Origin of the sequence: Staphylococcus caprae (assembly GCF_003966625.1) — a bacterium.
Lineage (GTDB): Bacteria > Bacillota > Bacilli > Staphylococcales > Staphylococcaceae > Staphylococcus > Staphylococcus caprae.
In genome coordinates this window covers 1,926,958-1,948,109 of record NZ_AP018587.1, presented here as the reverse complement: position 1 = coordinate 1,948,109, position 21,152 = coordinate 1,926,958, and the positions used below count along the sequence as shown (strand labels likewise).

The window sequence follows — 21,152 nt, the reverse complement described above, 5'->3', positions numbered from 1 at the left end:
CTCCTTATTTTAATTAATATCTTAACTTTAACACTAATATTAATCTAATTAATAGTCAAAAGACGTAAATTAAATTTAAATTTAATATTAAAGTTCGATTTTTGATTGAAAAAGTATGACATGATTGTTATGCTATATCTGTAATATACAACTATTTCTTATCACAATACAAACTTTTGAAAGGGTGTGCAAAGTGAGAGTAGCAGTCATTATGGGCAGTTCTTCAGACTGGGAAATTATGAAAGAAAGTTGCAAAATGTTAGAAGAATTTGAAATACCGTACGATAAAAAGGTCGTTTCTGCACATCGTACGCCTCAGTTAATGTTCGAATTCGCTAGTGAAGCACGTCAAAATGGTTATGACATTATTATCGCAGGTGCAGGGGGCGCAGCACATTTACCTGGAATGGTAGCATCAATGACAACTTTACCTGTAATAGGTGTTCCCATTGAGTCGAAAAGTTTAAAAGGTTTAGATTCATTGCTTTCAATTGTACAAATGCCTGGAGGTATACCAGTGGCTACAACAGCTATAGGTAAATCCGGAGCGAAAAATGCTGGAATTCTAGCGGCAAGAATGCTAGGAATAAACAATTCAACAGTTCAAAAGAATTTGGAAAATTATGAAAAATCTCTAGTTAATAAAGTGGAGGCAATGCAAAATGAGCTTCAATAAATTAAAATTCGGTTCAACAATCGGAATTATTGGCGGAGGTCAATTAGGGAAGATGATGGCACAATCTGCGCAGAAAATGGGCTACAAAGTGATTGTGTTAGATCCTAACGAAGATAGTCCATGTCGATACGTTGCACATCAATTTATCCACGCTGAATATGATGATGAACAAGCTTTAAATGAACTAGGTGAGAAAACTGACGTCATTACTTATGAATTTGAAAATATTTCCTCAAAGCAGCTTAAACAACTGACAGAACATTATAATGTACCTCAAGGTTTCCAAGCGATCCAATTACTTCAGGATCGATTAACGGAAAAGCAAACATTACAAGAAGCAGGAGCGCAAATTGTTCCTTTTCTACAAATTAAAAATTCACAAGATTTAACACAAGCGATTGAAACATTAGGTTATCCATTCATCGTTAAAACTCGTTTCGGTGGCTATGATGGCAAAGGCCAAATATTAGTTAAACAGGAATCAGATATTCAAGAAGCAATGTCATTAATTGAAAATCAAGAATGCGTAGCTGAACAATATCTTGATATCGATAAAGAAGTGTCTCTTACTGTCACAATTGGTAACGAGCAGCAAACCACGTATTTCCCATTACAAGAAAACGAACATAGAAATCAAATTTTATTTAAAACAATCGTGCCTGCTAGAACAGATAAAGAAAAAGAGGCACGTAAAGAGATAGATAAGATTACGAACGTCATCCATTTTGTAGGTACTTTTACAGTTGAATTTTTCATAGATAGGAATAATAAACTTTATGTAAATGAAATTGCGCCACGTCCACATAACTCAGGACATTACTCTATAGAGGCATGTGATTTCTCACAATTTGATACACACATATTAGCCGTCACTGGTCAGAAATTACCTCAACAGATAGAAGTGCTTAAACCTGCTGTAATGATGAATTTACTCGGTCGTGATTTAGATTTACTTGAAAATGAATTCGGAAATCATCCGGAATGGCATGTTCATATTTATGGTAAATCACAAAGAAAGCCCGACAGAAAAATGGGACACATGACATTACTAACTGATGATGTGAATCAAACGGAACAATATATGTTAATGAAGTTCGAAGGGAGAGACAAATAAGTGTCATTATTATATGAAGGAAAAGCAAAACGAGTATACACAACAGATACAGAACATCAACTGCGAGTAGAATACAAAGATGAAGTAACCGCAGGCAACGGGGTCAAAAAAGACACAATGCCTGGCAAAGGAAAGTTAAATAATCAAATCACATCCATTATATTTGATTATTTAACTCACCACGACATCAATAACCATTTCATTAAGCAACTCTCTGAAACAGAACAATTAGTCGAACAAGTAGACATTATCCCATTGGAAGTAGTAGTGAGAAATATCGCCACTGGTTCTATTACCAAACGATTAGGCTTTGAAAAAGGACATAAATTTGAAGAACCATTAGTCGAATTTTTCTATAAGAATGACGACCTTAACGACCCGCTTATTACAGACGATCACGTGAAATTGCTCCACATTGCAAACGATGAAGAAATCGCCCAATTAAAACAAATGGCAAAAGAAATTAATCAAGTGTTAGTACAGCTCATGGACGAAATGTCATTAAGACTTGTCGATTTCAAAGTCGAATTCGGTAAAACACACGATGGCACTATTCTATTAGCAGATGAAATTTCACCTGACACATGTCGTATATGGGATAAGCATTCAGATACTAACTTCGATAAAGACGTTTACAGAAATGACACTGGCTCACTCATTGAAACATACCAAACATTTTTAGATAAATTGGAGGATCTTAAATCATGAAAACAATCGAATTACACATCACTTTACAACCCCAGGTGCTAGATACACAAGGACAAGCTTTAAACAGAGCCGTTCACGATTTAGGTTATACGCAAGTGAATGACATTCGAGTAGGTAAAGTTTTATACATGACAGTTGATGAAGCTACAGATGAAGCCGTGGATAACATTATTACAACATTAAGTGAAAAGTTATTTGCGAACACAGTCATTGAAGAATATAGCTATAAAGTGATTGATGAAAAGGAGAATGCATAAGATGAAATTTGCAGTTCTTGTATTTCCAGGTTCAAACTGCGATAGAGATATGTATAATGCAGCGATTAAATCTGGTGTAGATGCAGCATATGTCGATTATCGCGAAACAAGTCTAGAGGGGTTTGACGGAGTACTGATTCCTGGAGGCTTTTCATTCGGTGATTATTTAAGATCAGGTGCAATGGCAAGTGTTGCTCCTATTATTAATGAAGTGAAACGTTTAGCACAAGAAGGTAAGCCAGTCCTTGGCGTGTGTAATGGATTCCAAATTTTAACAGAAATTGGTTTACTTCCAGGTGCATTACTACATAATGATTCACACCTCTTCATAAGTAGAAACGAAACATTAACGATTACTAATAACCAAACACCATTCACACATTTGTATGAAGCAAATCAAGAGGTTGTTTATCCAGTTGCTCATGGCGAAGGTCATTATTACTGTACCGATGACATGTTTACTGAACTTGAACGAAACAACCAAATTATACTTAAATATACGGATAATCCAAATGGCTCATACGAAGATATTGCTGGAATCGTCAATAAAGAAGGAAATGTATGTGGGATGATGCCACATCCTGAACGTGCGCTTGAAACATTGTTAGGCACAGATAGTGGTGTGAAATTGTTTGAATCAATGGTCAAAAGTTGGAGGGAACAACATGTCTAAATTTATCGAACCAAGTATTGAAGAAATTAAACTTGAAAAACTTTATCAAGATATGGGGCTCAGTGATAAAGAATACGATAAAGTAGTAGAAATTCTTGGCAGAGAACCCAACTTTACAGAAGTAGGCATATTCTCAGTCATGTGGAGTGAACATTGTTCATACAAGCATTCTAAACCTTTCTTAAAGCAATTCCCAACAACAGGTGAACATGTGTTGATGGGTCCAGGTGAAGGTGCTGGTGTCGTGGATATTGGAGATAATCAAGCCGTTGTATTCAAAGTGGAATCACATAACCATCCATCAGCAATTGAACCTTATCAAGGTGCAGCAACTGGTGTAGGCGGCATCATAAGAGATATCGTCTCAATAGGTGCACGTCCAATTAACTTACTTAATAGTTTGCGATTTGGTGAATTATCAGTCAAACAAAATCAACGTTTACTTAAAGGTGTAGTGAGTGGGATTGGCGGTTATGGCAACTGTATTGGTATTCCTACAACAGCAGGAGAAATTGAATTCGACGATCGTTATGATGGCAATCCTCTTGTCAATGCGATGTGTGTGGGTGTCATTGATCACGACATGGTTCAAAAAGGGACTGCAAAAGGTGTCGGTAATTCAGTGATTTACGTCGGTTTGAAAACAGGTCGTGATGGCATTCATGGTGCAACATTTGCCTCTGAAGAACTAACAGAAGAAAGTGAAAGTAAACGTCCTTCAGTACAAATTGGTGATCCATTTGTAGGTAAGAAACTCATGGAAGCTACACTCGAAGCAATTACTTATGACGAGCTTGTTGGTATTCAAGATATGGGTGCTGCTGGTTTAACCTCTTCTTCCTCAGAAATGGCTGCAAAAGGTGGAAGTGGTCTTCATTTAAGACTCGATCAAGTTCCAACTAGAGAACCTGGTATTTCACCTTATGAAATGATGCTTTCTGAAACACAAGAACGAATGCTACTCGTTGTTGAAAAAGGCACTGAACAAAAGTTCCTAGACTTATTTGATAAACATGAACTTGATAGTGCAGTTATTGGTGAAGTGACGGATACTGACAGATTCGTTTTAACATATGAAGACGAAGTATTTGCTGATATTCCTGTACAACCTCTATCTGATGAAGCACCTGTATATATTCTTGAAGGAGAAGAAAAGGAATATAACACTTCTAAAAATGATTACAGCCATGTTGATGTGCAAGATGTCTTTTCAAAATTATTAAAACATCCAACCATTGCATCGAAACATTATTTATATGAGCAGTATGATCAGCAAGTAGGCGCAAATACTATTATTAAACCTGGATTACAATCTTCAGTCGTACGTGTTGAAGGTACAAATAAAGCGATTGCTTCAACGATCGATGGAGAAGCACGTTACGTATTTAATCAACCTTATGAAGGTGGAAAGATGGTCGTTGCAGAAGCCTATCGTAACTTAATTGCTGTAGGTGCTACACCACTTGCGATGACAGATTGCTTGAATTACGGTTCTCCTGAAAAGAAAGAAATTTATCAACAATTAATTGATTCGACGAAAGGCATGTCTGAAGCATGTGAAGTACTAAAGACACCTGTAGTGTCAGGTAATGTTTCTTTATATAACGAAACGCGTGGTACATCTATTTTCCCAACACCAGTTGTAGGCATGGTAGGACTGATTGAAGATATTAACTATTTAAATGATTTCCATCCTAAAGCTGGGGAGACACTTTATTTAGTTGGGGATACACGTGATGATTTCGGTGGAAGCCAAATTGAGAAATTATTATACGGTTCAGTAAATCATGAATTTGAAGCGATTGATTTAAGTGATGAAGTTGAAAAGGGTGAACAAATTAAGAATGCCATTCGTCATGGTATAGCGTCACATGTTCAGACAGTAGGTAAAGGCGGATTACTCCTTACATTAGCTAAAATTAGCGCTTATTATAACATGGGACTTGAGGTTCAACTTGATGTCACTAATGCACAATTATTTAGTGAAACGCAAGGACGCTATATTGTATCGGTTAAAGAAGGGCAAACCCTAGATATCGACCATGCTAAAGAAATTGGACGATTTACTCAAGATGGATTATTCAAAGTATCTAATTCAGAAATTTCTATTTCGGAAAAGGTCTCAGACATTAAACAAACATGGGAAGGAGCAATTGCTCAATGTTTAACTACTCAGGACTAAATGAGGAATGTGGCGTATTTGGTATTTGGAATCATCCTGAAGCAGCACAATTAACGTATATGGGACTTCATAGTTTACAGCATCGTGGTCAAGAAGGTGCAGGTATCGTGGTTTCTAATGATGAACATCTTAAAGGAGAAAGAGGATTAGGATTACTCACAGAAGCGATTAAAGATACGCAATTAGAACAATTAAAAGGTCATCCTCATGCGATTGGACATGTCCGTTATGCCACTTCAGGAAATAAAGGGATTGAAAATATTCAACCTTTCTTATATCACTTCTATGACATGAGCGTAGGGATTTGCCATAACGGTAATTTAATCAATGCACAATCTTTACGACAAAACTTGGAAAAGCATGGCGCCATTTTCCATTCGTCTTCAGATACAGAAGTGATTATGCACTTAATTCGACGTAGTAAGGCGCCTTCATTCGAAGAGGCACTAAAAGAAAGCTTACGTCAAATTAAAGGTGGTTTCACCTTTGCAATACTAACAAAAGATGCATTATATGGTGCGGTTGATCCTAATGCGATTCGTCCACTTGTAGTCGGTAAAACTGAAAATGGTGCATACATTTTAGCAAGTGAAACATGTGCTATTGATGTATTAGGTGCGGAGTATGTCCAAGATATACATGCTGGCGAATACGTCATTATTAACGATGAAGGCATCGAAGTGAAATCATATACACGTCATACGAATACTGCTATTTCTGCAATGGAATATATTTATTTTGCAAGACCTGACTCAACCATCGCAGGTAAAAACGTGCATGCTGTAAGAAAAGCATCAGGTAAGCGACTTGCAGAAGAAAGTCCTGCAGAAGCGGACATGGTTATTGGCGTTCCAAACTCTTCATTATCAGCTGCCAGTGGTTACGCTGAACAAATCGGTCTGCCATATGAAATGGGACTTGTGAAGAACCAATATGTAGCCCGTACGTTTATCCAACCGACTCAAGAATTACGTGAACAAGGCGTACGTGTCAAACTGTCAGCAGTTAAAGATATTGTTGATGGAAAGGATATCATTCTGGTTGATGATTCTATTGTGAGAGGCACAACATCAAAACGAATCGTGAAGATGTTGAAAGACTCAGGGGCCAACCAAGTGCATGTAAGAATTGCTTCGCCAGAATTTATGTTCCCAAGTTTTTATGGTATCGATGTTTCCACAACTGCTGAATTGATTTCAGCGAGTAAGTCACCTGAAGAGATTAGAGACTATATTGGTGCTGATTCACTAGCGTATTTAAGTGTTGATGGACTTATCGATTCAATAGGATTAAATTACGACGCACCGTATAACGGATTATGCGTGGAGAGCTTTACAGGAGATTATCCTGCTGGACTTTATGACTATGAAAAGAATTACAAAGCGCATTTAAGTGATCGTCAAAAAGCATATATAGCAAATAATAAACATTATTTTGATAGTGAGGGAAATTTACATGTCTAAAGCTTATGAACAATCAGGTGTAAATATTCATGCAGGCTACGAAGCGGTAGAAAGAATTTCAAGTCATGTTGAACGAACAATGCGTAAAGAAGTCTTAGGTGGATTAGGTGGCTTTGGTGCTACTTTCGATTTGTCTCAACTCAATATGAAAGCACCTGTACTAGTTTCAGGTACAGACGGTGTTGGTACGAAATTAAAACTAGCTATTGATTACAATAAACACGACACCATCGGCATCGATGCAGTAGCAATGTGTGTGAATGACATTTTAACTACAGGTGCTGAACCATTATATTTCTTAGATTATATAGCGACGAATAAAGTGGTACCAGAAATCATTGAGCAGATTGTTAAAGGTGTAAGTGATGGTTGCGAACAAACGAACACAGCATTAATCGGTGGCGAAACTGCCGAAATGGGTGAAATGTATCATGAAGGTGAATACGACATTGCTGGTTTTGCTGTAGGGGCTGTCGAGAAAGAAGACTACATTGATGGTTCTAAAGTTGAAGCAGGTCAAGTTGTTATAGGCTTAGCATCTAACGGTGTACATTCTAATGGTTATAGTTTAGTTCGTAAATTAATCGCTCAATCAGGCATCAATTTGAACGATGATTTTCATGGTCAATCATATTTAGATACATTCTTAACACCTACGGAATTGTATGTGAAACCGATACTTGAACTGAAAAAGCATATTAATATTAAAGCGATGAATCATATTACTGGTGGCGGTTTTTATGAAAATATACCAAGAGCGTTGCCTAAAGGCTTATCAGCACAAATCGATACACAATCTTTCCCAACATTAAAAGTCTTTGATTGGTTACAACAACAAGCAAAGATTAGTACTGATGAAATGTATCATATTTTCAATATGGGGATTGGATACACAATTATCGTAGATAAAAAGGATGTTCAAACCGCCTTAACAACTTTACGTGCACTTGATACACAAGCATATGAAATTGGTGAAATTATTGAAGATGCGGAAACACCTATACATTTACTGGGGGTAGAATCGTGATTAAGATAGCGATTTTTGCTTCTGGTTCTGGTAGTAACTTTGAAAATATTGTAAATCGTGTGCAAAAAGGGGATTTACCTGGTATTGAAGTCACGGCGCTATATACGGACAAAGCGGGTGTAAAGTGCATTGAACGTGCTGAAAAATTAAATATTCCAGTCCACATCAATCAACCGAAAGATTTTATATCTAAATCATCATATGAACAACACTTACTAAAACTGTTATCCAACGAAGGGGTTCAATGGATTGTTTTAGCAGGATATATGAGATTGGTCAGTGAAGATTTACTTCATGCATATGAAGGCCGTATGTTAAATATACATCCTTCACTATTGCCTAAATATAAGGGGTTAGATGCAATAGGACAAGCATATGAAAGTGGAGATAAAGTGACAGGTTCAACTGTACACTTTGTTGATAGTGGCATGGATACGGGAGAAATTATTGAACAACAACAATGTGATATTAAACCGGACGACACAAAAGAAGATTTAGAAGAGAGAGTCAAAAATTTAGAATATGAACTTTATCCAAGAGTTATCGCTAAAATCATTAAATAGAGGAGTATCTTAAACAATGAAAAAAGCTATTTTAAGTGTTTCTAATAAAAGTGGAATTGTAGAATTCGCCAAATCATTAACTCAATTAGATTATGAATTATATTCTACTGGGGGTACAAAACGAGCTTTAGAAGAAGCAGGTGTTACTGTTAAATCAGTATCTGAGCTAACACAATTTCCTGAAATTATGGATGGACGAGTTAAAACATTGCATCCAGCGGTACATGGTGGCATTTTAGCTGATCGTGACAAAGAAGCACACCTTAATCAATTAAGAGAACAACATATTGATCTCATTGATATGGTTGTTGTTAATCTCTATCCTTTTCAAAAGACTGTGGAAAACCCTGATGTTACTGAAGAAGATGCAATAGAAAACATTGATATCGGTGGACCAACAATGTTGCGTGCAGCTGCGAAAAACTTCAAACATGTGACGACAATTGTACATCCATCTGATTACAACGAAGTAATTGATAGAATTAAGAATGATCAATTAGATGAAACATTTAGAAAAAATTTAATGGTTAAAGTATTTGAACATACAAATCAATATGATCAAGCGATTGTGAGTTTCTTTAAAGGGGATAAAGAAACACTAAGATATGGAGAGAATCCACAACAATCAGCATATTTTGTAAGAACTTCAGATAGTAAACATACCATTGCTGGAGCGAAGCAATTACATGGTAAACAACTAAGCTTCAATAACATTAAAGATGCGGATGCGGCGCTTAGTTTAGTGAAGAAATTTGATGAACCTACTGCAGTGGCTGTCAAACATATGAACCCTTGTGGTGTAGGTGTTGGTCAAACAATTGAAGAAGCATTTAAACACGCATATGATGCGGATAATCAGTCAATATTTGGTGGAATTATTGCGTTGAATCGTACAGTTGATACTAAACTCGCAGAGACGCTTCATTCAATCTTTTTAGAAGTGGTTATCGCGCCTAAATTTACTGAAGAAGCACTTGAAATTTTAACTCAAAAGAAAAATATTCGCTTATTAGAAATTGATATGACAATTGATAATGCTGAACAAGAATTTGTTTCAGTATCTGGTGGTTATTTAGTACAAGATAAAGATAATAAAGATATTTCTCGTGAAGAAATGACTGTTGCAACTGATGTACAACCGACTGAAGCACAATGGGATGCGATGCTATTAGGTTGGAAAGTTGTAAGCTCTGTGAAGAGTAATGCAGTTATTTTAAGTAATCATAAACAAACGGTGGGTATCGGTGCTGGACAAATGAATCGCGTCGGTTCAGCTAAAATTGCTATTGAAAGAGCCATTGAAATTAATGATAATGTAGCACTTGTTTCTGACGGATTCTTCCCAATGGGAGACACGGTAGAATATGCTGCTGAACATGGTATTAAAGCAATTATTCAACCTGGTGGTTCTATTAAAGATCAAGATTCAATTGATATGGCTAATAAGTACGGTATCACGATGGTAATGACTGGTATGCGTCACTTTAAACACTAAGTTTCACTTATAGAAAGGGGTCAACTGATGAAAGTATTAATTATAGGAGCTGGCGGTCGTGAACATGCACTCGCTTCAAAGATTCATCAATCTGCTATTGTAGATAAGGTCTATGCCATTCCTGGAAATGAAGCAATGGTGAACGTTGCGGAAATTCATAACGAGATTGCAGAATCTGATCAACAAGCTATAGTTCATTTCGCTAAACAAACTCATATTGATTGGGTCGTTATCGGTCCTGAACAACCTTTAATCGATGGTTTAGCAGATTTACTTAGAAATGAAGGAATTAAAGTTTTCGGTCCAGGTCAAGCGGCTGCACAAATAGAAGGTTCTAAACTCTTTGCCAAACAGTTAATGGAAAAGTATGATATTCCTACTGCAGACTATAAAGAAGTATCGAATCGTAAAGATGCACTAGCTTATGTAGAAACGTGTGAGTTACCCGTTGTCATCAAAAAAGACGGCTTAGCAGCTGGTAAGGGTGTAATCATTGCTCATACTAAAGATGAAGCAATTGATGGGGTTAAAGCGGTTTATCCTGAAGAACAAGGCCAAGTTGTGTTTGAAAGCTTCTTAGAGGGTGAGGAATTCTCTCTCATGACTTTCGTGAATGGAGATTATGCAGTGCCATTTGATTGTATTGCACAAGACCACAAGCGTGCGTATGACAATGACGAAGGTCCTAACACTGGTGGTATGGGTGCGTATTGCCCAGTTCCGCACATTAATGATGAAGTACTTCAACAAACGAATGCGCGTATCGCTCAGCCTATCGCACGTGCGATGTCACAAGAAGGTTATCACTTTTTTGGTCTACTCTATATCGGAGCCATTTTAACTAAAGAAGGACCTAAAGTGATAGAGTTTAATGCTCGATTTGGTGATCCAGAAGCACAAGTGTTATTAACGCGTATGGAAAGTGATTTAATGCAACATATTGTAGATTTAGACGAACGTCAGCCTATTGACTTTAAGTGGAAAGATGAAGCGGTAGTAGGTGTAATGTTAGCGTCTAAAGGTTATCCAGGTGCCTATGACAAAGGTCATGAAGTAAGTGGATTCGACTTAGACTCACGTTATTTTGTGAGTGGTTTAAAGAAAGACGGTGATCATTACGTCAACTCTGGTGGACGTGTGATTTTAGCTATCGGTGAAGGTATAACAGTTAAGGATGCGCAAACCGCTGCTTATGACAATGCCAAAAAAATAAAAAGCGACAATCTTTTCTATCGTAGTGATATTGGAGATAAAGCGATTAAATAAAGAATGAAGATTGACTCAAAAATAATAGCTCTAAGATGCATTTCGTTGAAGAAACATCTTAGAGCTATTGTTATATCATTTACTACTTGTATGAGTATGAAGCAACGAGCTTCGTTTATTGATAAAAGCAGATTATCTCACTTCAAAAGGAATATTCTATTTGAAGGATACGTTTGTTTATCCTAATTTTCCAAAACGAACATCATGAATACCAGTTAATGGTACATAACTAGATAATAAGAATGATAATCCAATAATGACTAATAGACAGAGTATAAATACTAAATCTTTATATGAAAAAGGTGTCTGATAATAATACGTTCTTGGTCCATCTTTGAATCCTTTAGATTCCATTGCGACTGAAAGTTGATGTGCACGTCTAATATTTTGACTTAATAATGGGATAACTAAATGATTTAAACGTTTGATGCCTTTATAATTTGAAGCATCAATCATTTGATATCGCATTTTTAATGAACGACGCAATTGAATCAGTGAACTAATGATTAATGGAACCATTCTAATTGCTGCCATAAAGGCATATGCGATTTTTGGTTTTACTTTCAAATGTTGCATTAAACTGTAGAAAATCATGACGATTTGAGAGGTTAATGCTATGAGAATACCAAACATTGAAACAGTAATCGTTCTTAGAGATAAATGTAAACCTCTTACAATACTTTCTTCACTGATTTGAATGATGCCGAATTTCACTAACATATGTTCACCATCACCATATAAAATCATAAATAATGAAGAAAGAAGGGCGAATAAGGCGGTTACTAATATAAAGATACCTGTAATTTTAAATTCAGTGCCGTTAAATAGAAGTAAGAAAATAAACATCAGTATAACGATATAAATCATAAAATCAAAATTATGAATAAATATAATAAAGAAAAAAAGTGCAACTCCTAATATTAATTTAGTAATTATATTTACATCATCTACGAAGGTGTGGTGTTTTTTCCATCTTTCAAACATTGCGTTCACCTTCAATCTCTATAAGTTTACCATCTTCTACATGTAATCGACGCGTTGGGTAACGATGTATGATCTCTGGATCATGTGTCACCATTATAATTGTTTGACCTTGTTTCACCCGTTCTTGGAAAAGTTTGATAAGCTGAAATGTATTATGACTATCCAGTCCAAATGTAGGCTCATCTAATAATACGATATCTGCTTTAGAACTTAGGGCGGTAGCAACACTTAGACGTCGTTTTTGTCCAGTTGATATTTCAAAAGGATGTTGGTTTTGAACCTTATCCAAATGAAGTAACTCGAGTAATTGCATCGTTTCTTGTTTAGCATTTTCAGAATCTAAATGGTTGTAATGGATATGAACCTCATCATATACAGAATTAGTAATAAATTGTAACTCTGGGTTCTGATATACAAGATACATATGTTGTGCTGCGTGTTTAATCTTCTTCAATTCTTTATTGTCGTAAGTCATTAGACCTTTATATTTGATTAATTGTAGCATGGATTCTAATAATGAAGTTTTACCTGCACCATTTTTGCCGGTAATAGTTAACCATTCTCCGGCGCCAAATTTAAATTCATCAACGGAAAATAATGTTTTCTTACCACGAATGATTGCGCCATGTTCAAATTTAAATAACGCTTTATTAGACATAGGAGCAAGTGGCACAGGGCGAGGGGCATTATCCCAAGCTTTTGGGTGCCAAACGCCATATTCAGTTAATAAATGTTCATAGTGATTAAGAATATGGTCAGGGGTATCATCTGCAATAATTTGTCCTTCATAATTCATTAGAAGAACGCGATCCACATGTTGCCAGATATGTTTAACTTTATGTTCAACAATTAATACCGTTTGATTGTCCCATAACTCAATTAATTTCTTCCATAAATCTTCAGTCGCTTTGACATCTAACATAGCAGTGGGTTCGTCTAGAAATAATGTTTCAGCTTTTTGCAATATCGTTTCTACAATGGCTAATTTTTGCTTCATACCACCACTTAAATGATTAATATAAGTTTGATCGGTCACTTTTAAATCAACTGATTCAAGCGCGTGTTTAATTTCCTTGTCCATCTCACTGCGAGGGACTTGTCTGTTTTCAAGAACGAAAGCCAGTTCTTCATACACTTTTGGCATACAGAATTGTGTATCAGGATCTTGAAAAATAACACCACTTTGGCGGTCAATTTCTAATTCATCATATTTCATAGGAAGCTCAATCAAATTAGGAACAATGCCGCTAAGTACATTAAGCAACGTGCTTTTACCCGATCCAGATGGACCGAGTAAAAGCACTTTTTCTTTATCATTAATTTTAATATTTAAGTTATCAAATATTTTTCTATCCCCGTTTGGATATTTCAAACGTAAGTTTTTTACTTTTAACAATTAAAAAATCCCCTTATAGGTTGTCGTAGTCATTTTGAGAAGCTGGTCTAAAGAGTTTGGTTACTCCCGTCTTATCGAGTGCTTTAACAATCCAATAAGAAATTAATCCTGTAATCACAATACCACTAATTGCTCGGAACAGAATAAATAGGAATAAGTTCCATCCAGCAACTTCATTTAAATAACCGTAGAAGTAATCGACAGGGAAAGTTGCGATGGCAGTCACAAAACCTGCAAGCATTGCTACTGCTGCTGAGCGTGACTGATATTTAAAGATTGCAAATACGATTTCACACGCTAAACCTTGAAGTAAAGCGTAAATAATCGTTGGTATATCAAATTTACCCATAACGATTGTTTCCCCAGCGCCAGCTGCTAACTCTGCTAATATAGCTATCCCTGGTTTAGGAATAATGAGGTAACACACAACAGCTGCCATAAACCATACGCCGTATGTAAGCTGTTCTAGATGAATACCTGCAACTTGAACAATGTTGTAGAAGAACCACCATAAGTTATAAATGATAGCAAAGACTACAGAAATCAATACTGTTACAAGTATTTCTGATAGTTTTAAACCTTTTGACATTACTTTTCCTCCTAAAAAAACGCACAACCCTCCCTAGGAAAGTTGTGCGTCAGAAAATATATCTAAATGTTTCAAGTTCATTAGATTCTATAGTTAACAACACTTTCCTACGCTAGTATCTAGCTAGATCAGGTTCAAAGGGTTTGAGGATAAACCTCATCTCAGTATAAATACATACACCCCTAGTGCGTTCGTATATTTAATTTAACTTTAATGTATGATTTTTCTAAAGTATTGTCAAGATAGTTTTGTCATTTAAAATATAGTTTAAATATTTTTTAGAATAAAATGAATTGAATCAATAAAAGCGTATAGGTATAGAAATATCATTTAGCAAAATGAATTGCGTTCTTCCATACCCAACTTGCGTTGTTTGCAAAATATTCTTGAAAAAGAAATTCTCCATGTTGAGGCCCACGGGCAAGGAGGGCTATGATAGAAGGAACTTACTATAAGCGCATTCCGACTCAAGCCTGTACGTTTACATGAAAGAGGCTGAGATATGAAATGATATCCCAGCCTCGTAATGATATATTGTTATTAGTCTAACGTATCTTGAACATCTTTTTTGGTTTGTTCTGTATCATTAGATTTTTCTTCGTTTTGTTCTTTTAGCTTTTCTTCTGCTTCTTTTGCTTTTTCAGCTGATTTCTTTTCAAATTCTTCTTTTCCCATAATAATTTCCACCCCTTATATAGGAATTATTGTTTACACATTACATTTACCCCGTTATCCTATTAATAAACCTTTGTAGGTCTCTAGACGTATTTATGGTTAATTTAAAGACAATTAGAAAATCTTCATATATAATAACGTTTGAGGTGAACAGTATGTCTTTTCTTAAGAAACACACCGAGATCATATTTAGCTATATTATCGGTATCGTTTCACTTTTCACAGGTCTCATCATTCTCATAAATCTACCATTAATTAAGCAGTTTAATGGTGATAAAAAAGTTAATACACATGTACATAATGTATGGGAATTTCTTAATGCATTCTTCAGTGAAATTATTAAAGTGATGAGTAGGTTTATAGGTAGTTTCCCAATTATAAGTGCCATTATCATTATTTTATTTGGTATCTTAGTCATGTTATTAGGTCATACTTTATTTAGAACAATTAAATATGACTATGACATTTCTATTTTCTTTTTAGTTGTTGGTATTTTGTATTTCATCATTACATTATTATTAATGACTCAAGTATATGGTTTCTTCGCAATTGTATTTATCATACCGTTCATCGTACATATTGGTTACATTGTTTATAAAGACGAATTAAACAAACATAATCATAAAAATCATTTTATGTGGATTATTGTAACGTATGGTATCAGTTATTTAATTACGCAAATAGCTTTATATGGACGTATTGATTCTAACGAAATTGAATCCATCGATATTTTAAGTGTGAATGCCTTCTTCATTATTATGTGGTTGTTAGGACAAATGTCTATTTGGAATTTCTTATTCTTAAGACGTTCATTACCATTAACGAAAGAAGAACTCGGTGAGGAAGAACCAGAACTTTCTAGAACGAATAAAGGAAATGTATCTAATCAAACTAAAGTTCATTTTAAACAACTACAAGATAAGACAACAGAATATGCACGCAAGACGAGAAGAAGTGTAGATTTAGATAAAATTAGAGCTAAAAGAGATAAATTCAAAGAAAAAGTTAAAAATATTGTCGATATTCAAGAGGATGATATTCCTAATTGGATGAGAAAGCCAAAATGGATTAAACCTATGTATGTTCAGTTGTTATGTGGCGTAGTTATTTTATTCTTTACTTTCTTAGAATTTAATAACCGCAACTCACTGTTCTTATCAGGAGAGTGGGAGTTATCACAAACACAATACGTTGTAGAATGGGTAACGCTTATTTTATTACTCTTCATAGTCATCATCTATATTGCTACGACTTTAACTTACTATCTAAGAGGTAAATTTTATTATTTACAACTCTTTATGGGTAGTATATTGTTCTTTAAATTCTTAACTGAATTTATCAACATCATGATTCACGGTTTATTACTATCAATCTTTATTACGCCTATTTTATTACTCATGTTAATTGCGATTATTGTCGCTTATTCATTACAATTACGTGAGAAGCCGTAAGTGAATGATTGATTAAAGCCATTGTTATTGATATTTCAATGACAGTGGCTTTTTTACGTATTATTAGATTCTATTATTTGTTAAAATGATTTTTGAAATTGAACTTACGATTTTTTGAAAATAAAAGATAGAAACTGAAATAAATAGAAAGAGAGGTTTAATGATGATGAAGATTGCTACTTTAAATAAAGGTAAAGAGACAAAGTATCTCAATCATTATCCGCTAATAGATGAAGATGATATTTATGCGCACGACCATTTAAAAGAAGGAGATTTAGTCAAAATTGTAACTGCGCAACAGCAATATATTGCTACGGGTTATGTAGGACGCCAACACAAAGGGTTAGGTTGGGTATTAAGTTACGATGAGAACGAAGTTATCGACACTAACTTTTTCATTAAGTTATTCGAAAAGGCATTAGAGGAAAGAGAATATTATTTTAATATCGAAGGTACCAATGCATTTAGACTTTTTAATGCTGAAGGAGATGGTGTAGGGGGACTCACTATCGACAATTACGATGGGCATTTATTAATACAATGGTACTCTAAAGGCATTTATAAATTCAGATACAATGTCATAGAAGCGGTGAAGGCAGTCTTTGGTTTTACATCTATTTATGAAAAAATGAGATTTAAAGATACGGAATATACAGGTGGATTTGTAGAAGGTGAGGCGCCTGATTTCCCTATAATTATAGAAGAAAACTTTACGTTTTATAATGTAGATTTAGAAGATGGATTGATGACAGGTATCTTCCTAGATCAAAAGGAAGTACGAAAGAAATTACGTGATCAATTCTCTGAAGATAGAGATGTATTGAACCTATTTAGTTATACGGGTGCCTTTTCAGTGATAGCAGCTCAAAATGCACGATCAACTACTAGCGTTGACTTAGCAAATCGTTCAAGAGGATTAACTGAAGAGAATTTTGGACTCAATGGTATTGATCCTAAATCCGAATATATTTATGTCATGGATACATTTGATTTCTATAATTATGCAGCACGTCATGGTCATCAGTATGAAACAATCGTTATTGATCCTCCTAGTTTTGCTCGAAATAAGAAAAAGACATTTTCAGTGCAAAAAGATTATAATGCACTAATTGAAGGTGCATTAAACATTTTAGCACCAGAAGGATCATTATTATTATGTACAAATTCAAGTGCTTTTCCATTGAAATCCTTTAAAAATGTGATTAAAAAGACATTGGCTGATGCAGGTGTAGAATTTGAAATAAGCGAAGTGATGGGCTTGCCAAAAGATTTCAAAACACATCCACACTATAAACCTTCAAAATATTTAAAAGCAGTATTTATTAATATTAAGCATTAATTTGTCTAAAATGGGTATAACGATTTATTGAGATGAAACTATGAAAGGGTGTAAGAATATGGGTATTAGAAGTAAATTTACTAATGATATTACAAATAAAGTAGGTAATTCACTTTTAAATATTGAAGAAATTAAAGAAAAAAGTAACTTACCCACGACACAAGAGGAGTTAAAACAACGTCGCGAGAAGGCTTTAACACTTGTTAAGAAGAAATCTTTACTTTCTTCTGGTGCGAGCGTTGTACCAATTCCAGGTTTAGACTTTGGTGTAGATATTAAATTAATGAGAGATATTATAGAAGATGTTAATAAAATCTATGGACTAGACCATAAACAAGTGAATTCTCTTGGAGATGACGTTAAAGAAAGAATTATGTCTGCAGCTGCGATTCAAGGAAGTCAATTTGTAGGAAGAAAAGTATCAGAAGCATTATTGAAAGTTGTAATCAAAGATGTTGCTAAACGTGCGGCTGCCAAGCAAACAAGATGGTTCCCAGTGATTGGTCAAGCTGTATCAGCTTCAATCAGTTACTACTTTATGAGTAAGCTTGGTAAAGATCACGTAGAAAAATGTGAAAAAGTTATCAATAACTTGTAGTAAATGATATAATTTTCACTGAAATGTAAATAATGACACTGAAACCGGTTTTAAACGAATTGAATTTAGCAACCGGTTTTGGTAAAGTTATTGTATAAAATCTATGTTAGATTGTAATAATATTGAAGATTCTAACTATACGAAGGAGAATATAATTATGGAACAAAAATCATATGTAATTATCGATGAGACAGGGATTCACGCTCGCCCTGCTACAATGTTAGTTCAAACTGCATCAAAATTTGATTCAGATATTCAATTAGAATATAACGGGAAGAAAGTAAACTTAAAATCAATCATGGGTGTTATGAGTTTAGGTGTAGGTAAAGATGCTGAAATCACTATTTATGCTGACGGTAGCGATGAAACTGATGCTATTGAATCAATCAGTGATGTCTTATCAAAAGAAGGATTAACTAAATAATTATGTCTAACTTAATTAAAGGGATTGCTGCGTCAGACGGCGTAGCAATCGCAAAAGCTTACTTATTAGTAGAACCTGATTTATCTTTTGACAGTAATGAAAAGGTCACTGATGTAGAAGGCGAAGTTAATAAATTCAATAAAGCTATCGAAGCATCTAAAGTTGAATTAACTAAGATTAGAAACAATGCAGAAGTTCAATTAGGCGCTGATAAAGCAGCTATTTTTGATGCTCATTTATTAGTTTTAGATGATCCAGAGTTAATTCAACCTATCCAAGATAAAATTAAAAATGACAAAGTCAACGCAGCTACTGCGTTAAATGATGTAACAACTCAATTTGTTACCATTTTCGAATCTATGGATAATGAATACATGAAAGAACGTGCTGCTGATATTAGAGACGTTTCTAAACGTGTATTAGCGCATATTCTAGGCGTAGATTTACCAAATCCAAGCATGATTGATGAAAGTGTCGTTATTATTGGTAACGACTTAACACCTTCAGATACTGCACAATTGAATAAAGAATTTGTGCAAGGTTTTGTAACTAATATTGGTGGTAGAACAAGTCACTCTGCAATTATGAGTCGTTCACTTGAAATTGCAGCAGTCGTGGGTACACAGTCTATCACGCAACAAGTTAAACAGGGTGATATGATTATTGTCGATGGTATTACAGGTGACGTAATTATTGATCCGACTGAAGATGAGTTAATTGCCTATCAAAATAAACGCGAACGTTTCTTTGAAGATAAAAAGGAATTACAAAAACTACGTGATGCTGATACAGTAACTGTTGATGGCGTACATGCAGAGCTTGCAGCGAATATTGGTACACCTAACGATTTACCAGGTGTCATTGAAAATGGCGCACAAGGTATCGGTTTATACCGTACAGAATTCCTTTATATGGGAAGAGACCAAATGCCAACAGAAGAAGAGCAATTTGAAGCTTATAAAAAAGTATTAGAAACAATGGACGGTAAACGTGTTGTTGTTCGTACTTTAGATATCGGTGGAGATAAGGAACTTCCATACTTAAACTTACCTGAAGAAATGAATCCTTTCTTAGGTTATAGAGCAATCCGTCTATGCTTAGCGCAACAAGATATTTTCAGACCGCAATTGCGTGCATTATTACGTGCATCTGCTTACGGTAAGTTGAATATCATGTTCCCAATGGTTGCTACAATTAAAGAATTCCGTGATGCTAAAGCTATTCTTTTAGAGGAAAAGAAAAACCTTGAAAATGAAGGTTATGACATTTCTGATGATATTGAATTAGGTATCATGGTGGAAATTCCAGCAACTGCAGCGTTAGCAGATGTATTTGCGAAAGAAGTGGACTTCTTCAGTATCGGTACAAATGATTTAATACAATATACATTAGCTGCTGACCGTATGTCAGAACGTGTATCTTATTTATATCAACCATACAACCCATCTATTTTACGTTTAGTGAAACAAGTGATTGAAGCTTCTCATAAAGAAGGTAAATGGACTGGCATGTGTGGTGAAATGGCCGGAGACGAAACAGCGATTCCATTATTATTAGGTTTAGGTTTAGATGAGTTCTCAATGAGTGCTACGTCTATTCTTAAAGCGAGAAGACAAATTAATGGTCTAAGTAAGAATGAAATGGCTGAATTAGCTAACCGCGCGATTGAATGTGCAACACAAGAAGAAGTTATGGAATTAGTTAATAACAAAGCTAAATAATTTGACTACAAGAGAGTAAGTACACCAGTGTATTTACTCTCTTTCTCTCTCTTAAAAGGGTAGAGCAAGCGTATTAGAGAAGGGCTAAGACTAAGTGAATGAAGCTATAGGGCGTTCTTCTTTCAATGTTAGATTACGCTCATATGGACATTCATGTCTAACCGTACTCAAAATAAATCACTCAACATCAAAGAATTGAATATGTTGAGTGATTTTTATGTGTTTAATTAATTTTCGATATTTAAAGTGGAGTTAATTTTATCCATATCTACGCTATACATGGGTTCACCTTTTAATAGAATAAATGGCGTTGCAAATGCGTCATAATTGATCATTTCATTTCGATATTGAGCATTTTTAATATTCTTTTCAGTATATTCAATATCATGTTCTGAGAGGTAATTTTTTACAAACGTACATGGTGGGCATTCATCTTGAGTATAAATGATAATGTTAGAAGCCATATTTAACGTCCTTTCGTCTTTATTTCTGAAAATACTATACAGAAAAGTATATATGATTTCAACTATGTGAACATTATGTGTCCTGTC

General features: G+C 34.9%; 21 protein-coding genes and 1 riboswitch. Of the genes, 16 read left to right on the top strand and 5 right to left on the bottom strand.

Going from position 1 to position 21,152, the window contains the following annotated elements; genetic code table 11:
• Positions 1 to 193: 193 nt before the first annotated feature.
• The 11 genes from purE to purD are packed head-to-tail and all read left to right on the top strand — an operon-like array spanning position 194 to position 11,424.
• Entirely contained in the window at positions 194 to 676 is a 483-nt protein-coding gene (purE, locus tag JMUB898_RS09360; RefSeq protein ID WP_037541305.1) for a 5-(carboxyamino)imidazole ribonucleotide mutase, read from the top strand.
• Positions 663 to 1,790 (top strand): 5-(carboxyamino)imidazole ribonucleotide synthase, encoded by a 1,128-nt coding sequence (gene purK, locus JMUB898_RS09355; RefSeq protein ID WP_002442104.1) that lies wholly within the window; start codon positions 663 to 665, stop codon positions 1,788 to 1,790. Before purE ends, purK begins: the two co-directional genes overlap by 14 nt.
• Positions 1,791 to 2,498 carry a phosphoribosylaminoimidazolesuccinocarboxamide synthase gene (gene purC / locus JMUB898_RS09350; RefSeq protein WP_002442106.1) on the top strand — a complete coding sequence of 236 codons (708 nt, stop codon included), beginning with the start codon at positions 1,791 to 1,793 and terminating at the stop codon, positions 2,496 to 2,498. It abuts the gene before it with no gap.
• On the top strand, positions 2,495 to 2,755 hold the full coding sequence (purS, locus tag JMUB898_RS09345; RefSeq protein WP_002442107.1) for a phosphoribosylformylglycinamidine synthase subunit PurS: 261 nt from the start codon (positions 2,495 to 2,497) through the stop codon (positions 2,753 to 2,755). The genes purC and purS overlap by 4 nt, the downstream gene beginning before the upstream one ends.
• 1 nt (position 2,756) lies before the next feature.
• Positions 2,757 to 3,428, top strand: a complete 672-nt coding sequence (gene purQ / locus JMUB898_RS09340; RefSeq protein WP_037541307.1) for a phosphoribosylformylglycinamidine synthase subunit PurQ — start codon at positions 2,757 to 2,759, stop codon at positions 3,426 to 3,428.
• Positions 3,421 to 5,610 carry a phosphoribosylformylglycinamidine synthase subunit PurL gene (purL, locus tag JMUB898_RS09335; RefSeq protein ID WP_002442111.1) on the top strand — a complete coding sequence of 730 codons (2,190 nt, stop codon included), beginning with the start codon at positions 3,421 to 3,423 and terminating at the stop codon, positions 5,608 to 5,610. Before purQ ends, purL begins: the two co-directional genes overlap by 8 nt.
• A complete protein-coding gene (purF, locus tag JMUB898_RS09330) occupies positions 5,589 to 7,073 on the top strand; it encodes an amidophosphoribosyltransferase (RefSeq protein ID WP_002442113.1) in 1,485 nt (494 codons plus the stop codon). The genes purL and purF overlap by 22 nt, the downstream gene beginning before the upstream one ends.
• A complete protein-coding gene (gene purM, locus JMUB898_RS09325) occupies positions 7,066 to 8,100 on the top strand; it encodes a phosphoribosylformylglycinamidine cyclo-ligase (protein WP_002442115.1) in 1,035 nt (344 codons plus the stop codon). The genes purF and purM overlap by 8 nt, the downstream gene beginning before the upstream one ends.
• Positions 8,097 to 8,663, top strand: a complete 567-nt coding sequence (gene purN, locus JMUB898_RS09320; RefSeq protein ID WP_002442118.1) for a phosphoribosylglycinamide formyltransferase — start codon at positions 8,097 to 8,099, stop codon at positions 8,661 to 8,663. The genes purM and purN overlap by 4 nt, the downstream gene beginning before the upstream one ends.
• A 16-nt stretch (positions 8,664 to 8,679) precedes the next feature.
• Positions 8,680 to 10,158, top strand: a complete 1,479-nt coding sequence (gene purH, locus JMUB898_RS09315) for a bifunctional phosphoribosylaminoimidazolecarboxamide formyltransferase/IMP cyclohydrolase (RefSeq protein ID WP_002442120.1) — start codon at positions 8,680 to 8,682, stop codon at positions 10,156 to 10,158.
• A 27-nt stretch (positions 10,159 to 10,185) separates the two neighbouring features.
• Entirely contained in the window at positions 10,186 to 11,424 is a 1,239-nt protein-coding gene (gene purD, locus JMUB898_RS09310; protein WP_002442122.1) for a phosphoribosylamine--glycine ligase, read from the top strand.
• Between the two features lie 177 nt (positions 11,425 to 11,601).
• On the opposite strand, the gene JMUB898_RS09305 is transcribed toward purD, so the two are convergent.
• The 4 genes from JMUB898_RS09305 to graF all read right to left on the bottom strand — a co-directional run bounded on the left by JMUB898_RS09305 (position 11,602) and on the right by graF (position 15,068).
• On the bottom strand, positions 11,602 to 12,408 hold the full coding sequence (locus JMUB898_RS09305; protein ID WP_002442123.1) for an energy-coupling factor transporter transmembrane component T family protein: 807 nt from the start codon (positions 12,406 to 12,408) through the stop codon (positions 11,602 to 11,604).
• Positions 12,401 to 13,804, bottom strand: coding sequence for an ABC transporter ATP-binding protein (locus JMUB898_RS09300; RefSeq protein WP_002442125.1), 1,404 nt, complete (start codon positions 13,802 to 13,804; stop codon positions 12,401 to 12,403). The genes JMUB898_RS09305 and JMUB898_RS09300 overlap by 8 nt, the downstream gene beginning before the upstream one ends.
• Before the next feature lie 13 nt (positions 13,805 to 13,817).
• The gene (locus JMUB898_RS09295; protein WP_002442127.1) at positions 13,818 to 14,393 is read right to left on the bottom strand and encodes an ECF transporter S component; all 576 of its coding nucleotides are present in this window, start codon (positions 14,391 to 14,393) and stop codon (positions 13,818 to 13,820) included.
• An 87-nt stretch (positions 14,394 to 14,480) separates the two neighbouring features.
• Positions 14,481 to 14,587, bottom strand: a riboswitch (TPP riboswitch).
• A 346-nt stretch (positions 14,588 to 14,933) separates the two neighbouring features.
• A complete protein-coding gene (graF, locus tag JMUB898_RS12725; RefSeq protein ID WP_095323392.1) occupies positions 14,934 to 15,068 on the bottom strand; it encodes a glycopeptide resistance-associated protein GraF in 135 nt (44 codons plus the stop codon).
• Positions 15,069 to 15,223: 155 nt separating this feature from the next.
• On the opposite strand from graF, the gene auxA reads away from it, so the two are divergent.
• The 5 genes from auxA (at position 15,224) to ptsP (ending at position 20,601) form a co-directional block, all read left to right on the top strand.
• Entirely contained in the window at positions 15,224 to 16,519 is a 1,296-nt protein-coding gene (gene auxA, locus JMUB898_RS09285) for a lipoteichoic acid stability factor AuxA (RefSeq protein WP_037541312.1), read from the top strand.
• A 166-nt stretch (positions 16,520 to 16,685) separates the two neighbouring features.
• On the top strand, positions 16,686 to 17,858 hold the full coding sequence (locus JMUB898_RS09280) for a class I SAM-dependent rRNA methyltransferase (RefSeq protein ID WP_037541545.1): 1,173 nt from the start codon (positions 16,686 to 16,688) through the stop codon (positions 17,856 to 17,858).
• Between the two features lie 58 nt (positions 17,859 to 17,916).
• Positions 17,917 to 18,456: a hypothetical protein gene (locus JMUB898_RS09275; RefSeq protein ID WP_037541314.1), complete on the top strand. Its 540-nt coding sequence runs from the start codon at positions 17,917 to 17,919 to the stop codon at positions 18,454 to 18,456.
• A gap of 157 nt (positions 18,457 to 18,613) precedes the next feature.
• On the top strand, positions 18,614 to 18,880 hold the full coding sequence (locus JMUB898_RS09270; protein ID WP_002435387.1) for a phosphocarrier protein HPr: 267 nt from the start codon (positions 18,614 to 18,616) through the stop codon (positions 18,878 to 18,880).
• Between the two features lie 2 nt (positions 18,881 to 18,882).
• Entirely contained in the window at positions 18,883 to 20,601 is a 1,719-nt protein-coding gene (gene ptsP, locus JMUB898_RS09265; RefSeq protein ID WP_002442135.1) for a phosphoenolpyruvate--protein phosphotransferase, read from the top strand.
• 227 nt (positions 20,602 to 20,828) lie between these two features.
• Here ptsP and JMUB898_RS09260 read toward each other — a convergent pair whose 3' ends face one another.
• The gene (locus JMUB898_RS09260) at positions 20,829 to 21,065 is read right to left on the bottom strand and encodes a glutaredoxin family protein (RefSeq protein WP_002442136.1); all 237 of its coding nucleotides are present in this window, start codon (positions 21,063 to 21,065) and stop codon (positions 20,829 to 20,831) included.
• Between the last annotated feature and the right edge of the window lie 87 nt (positions 21,066 to 21,152).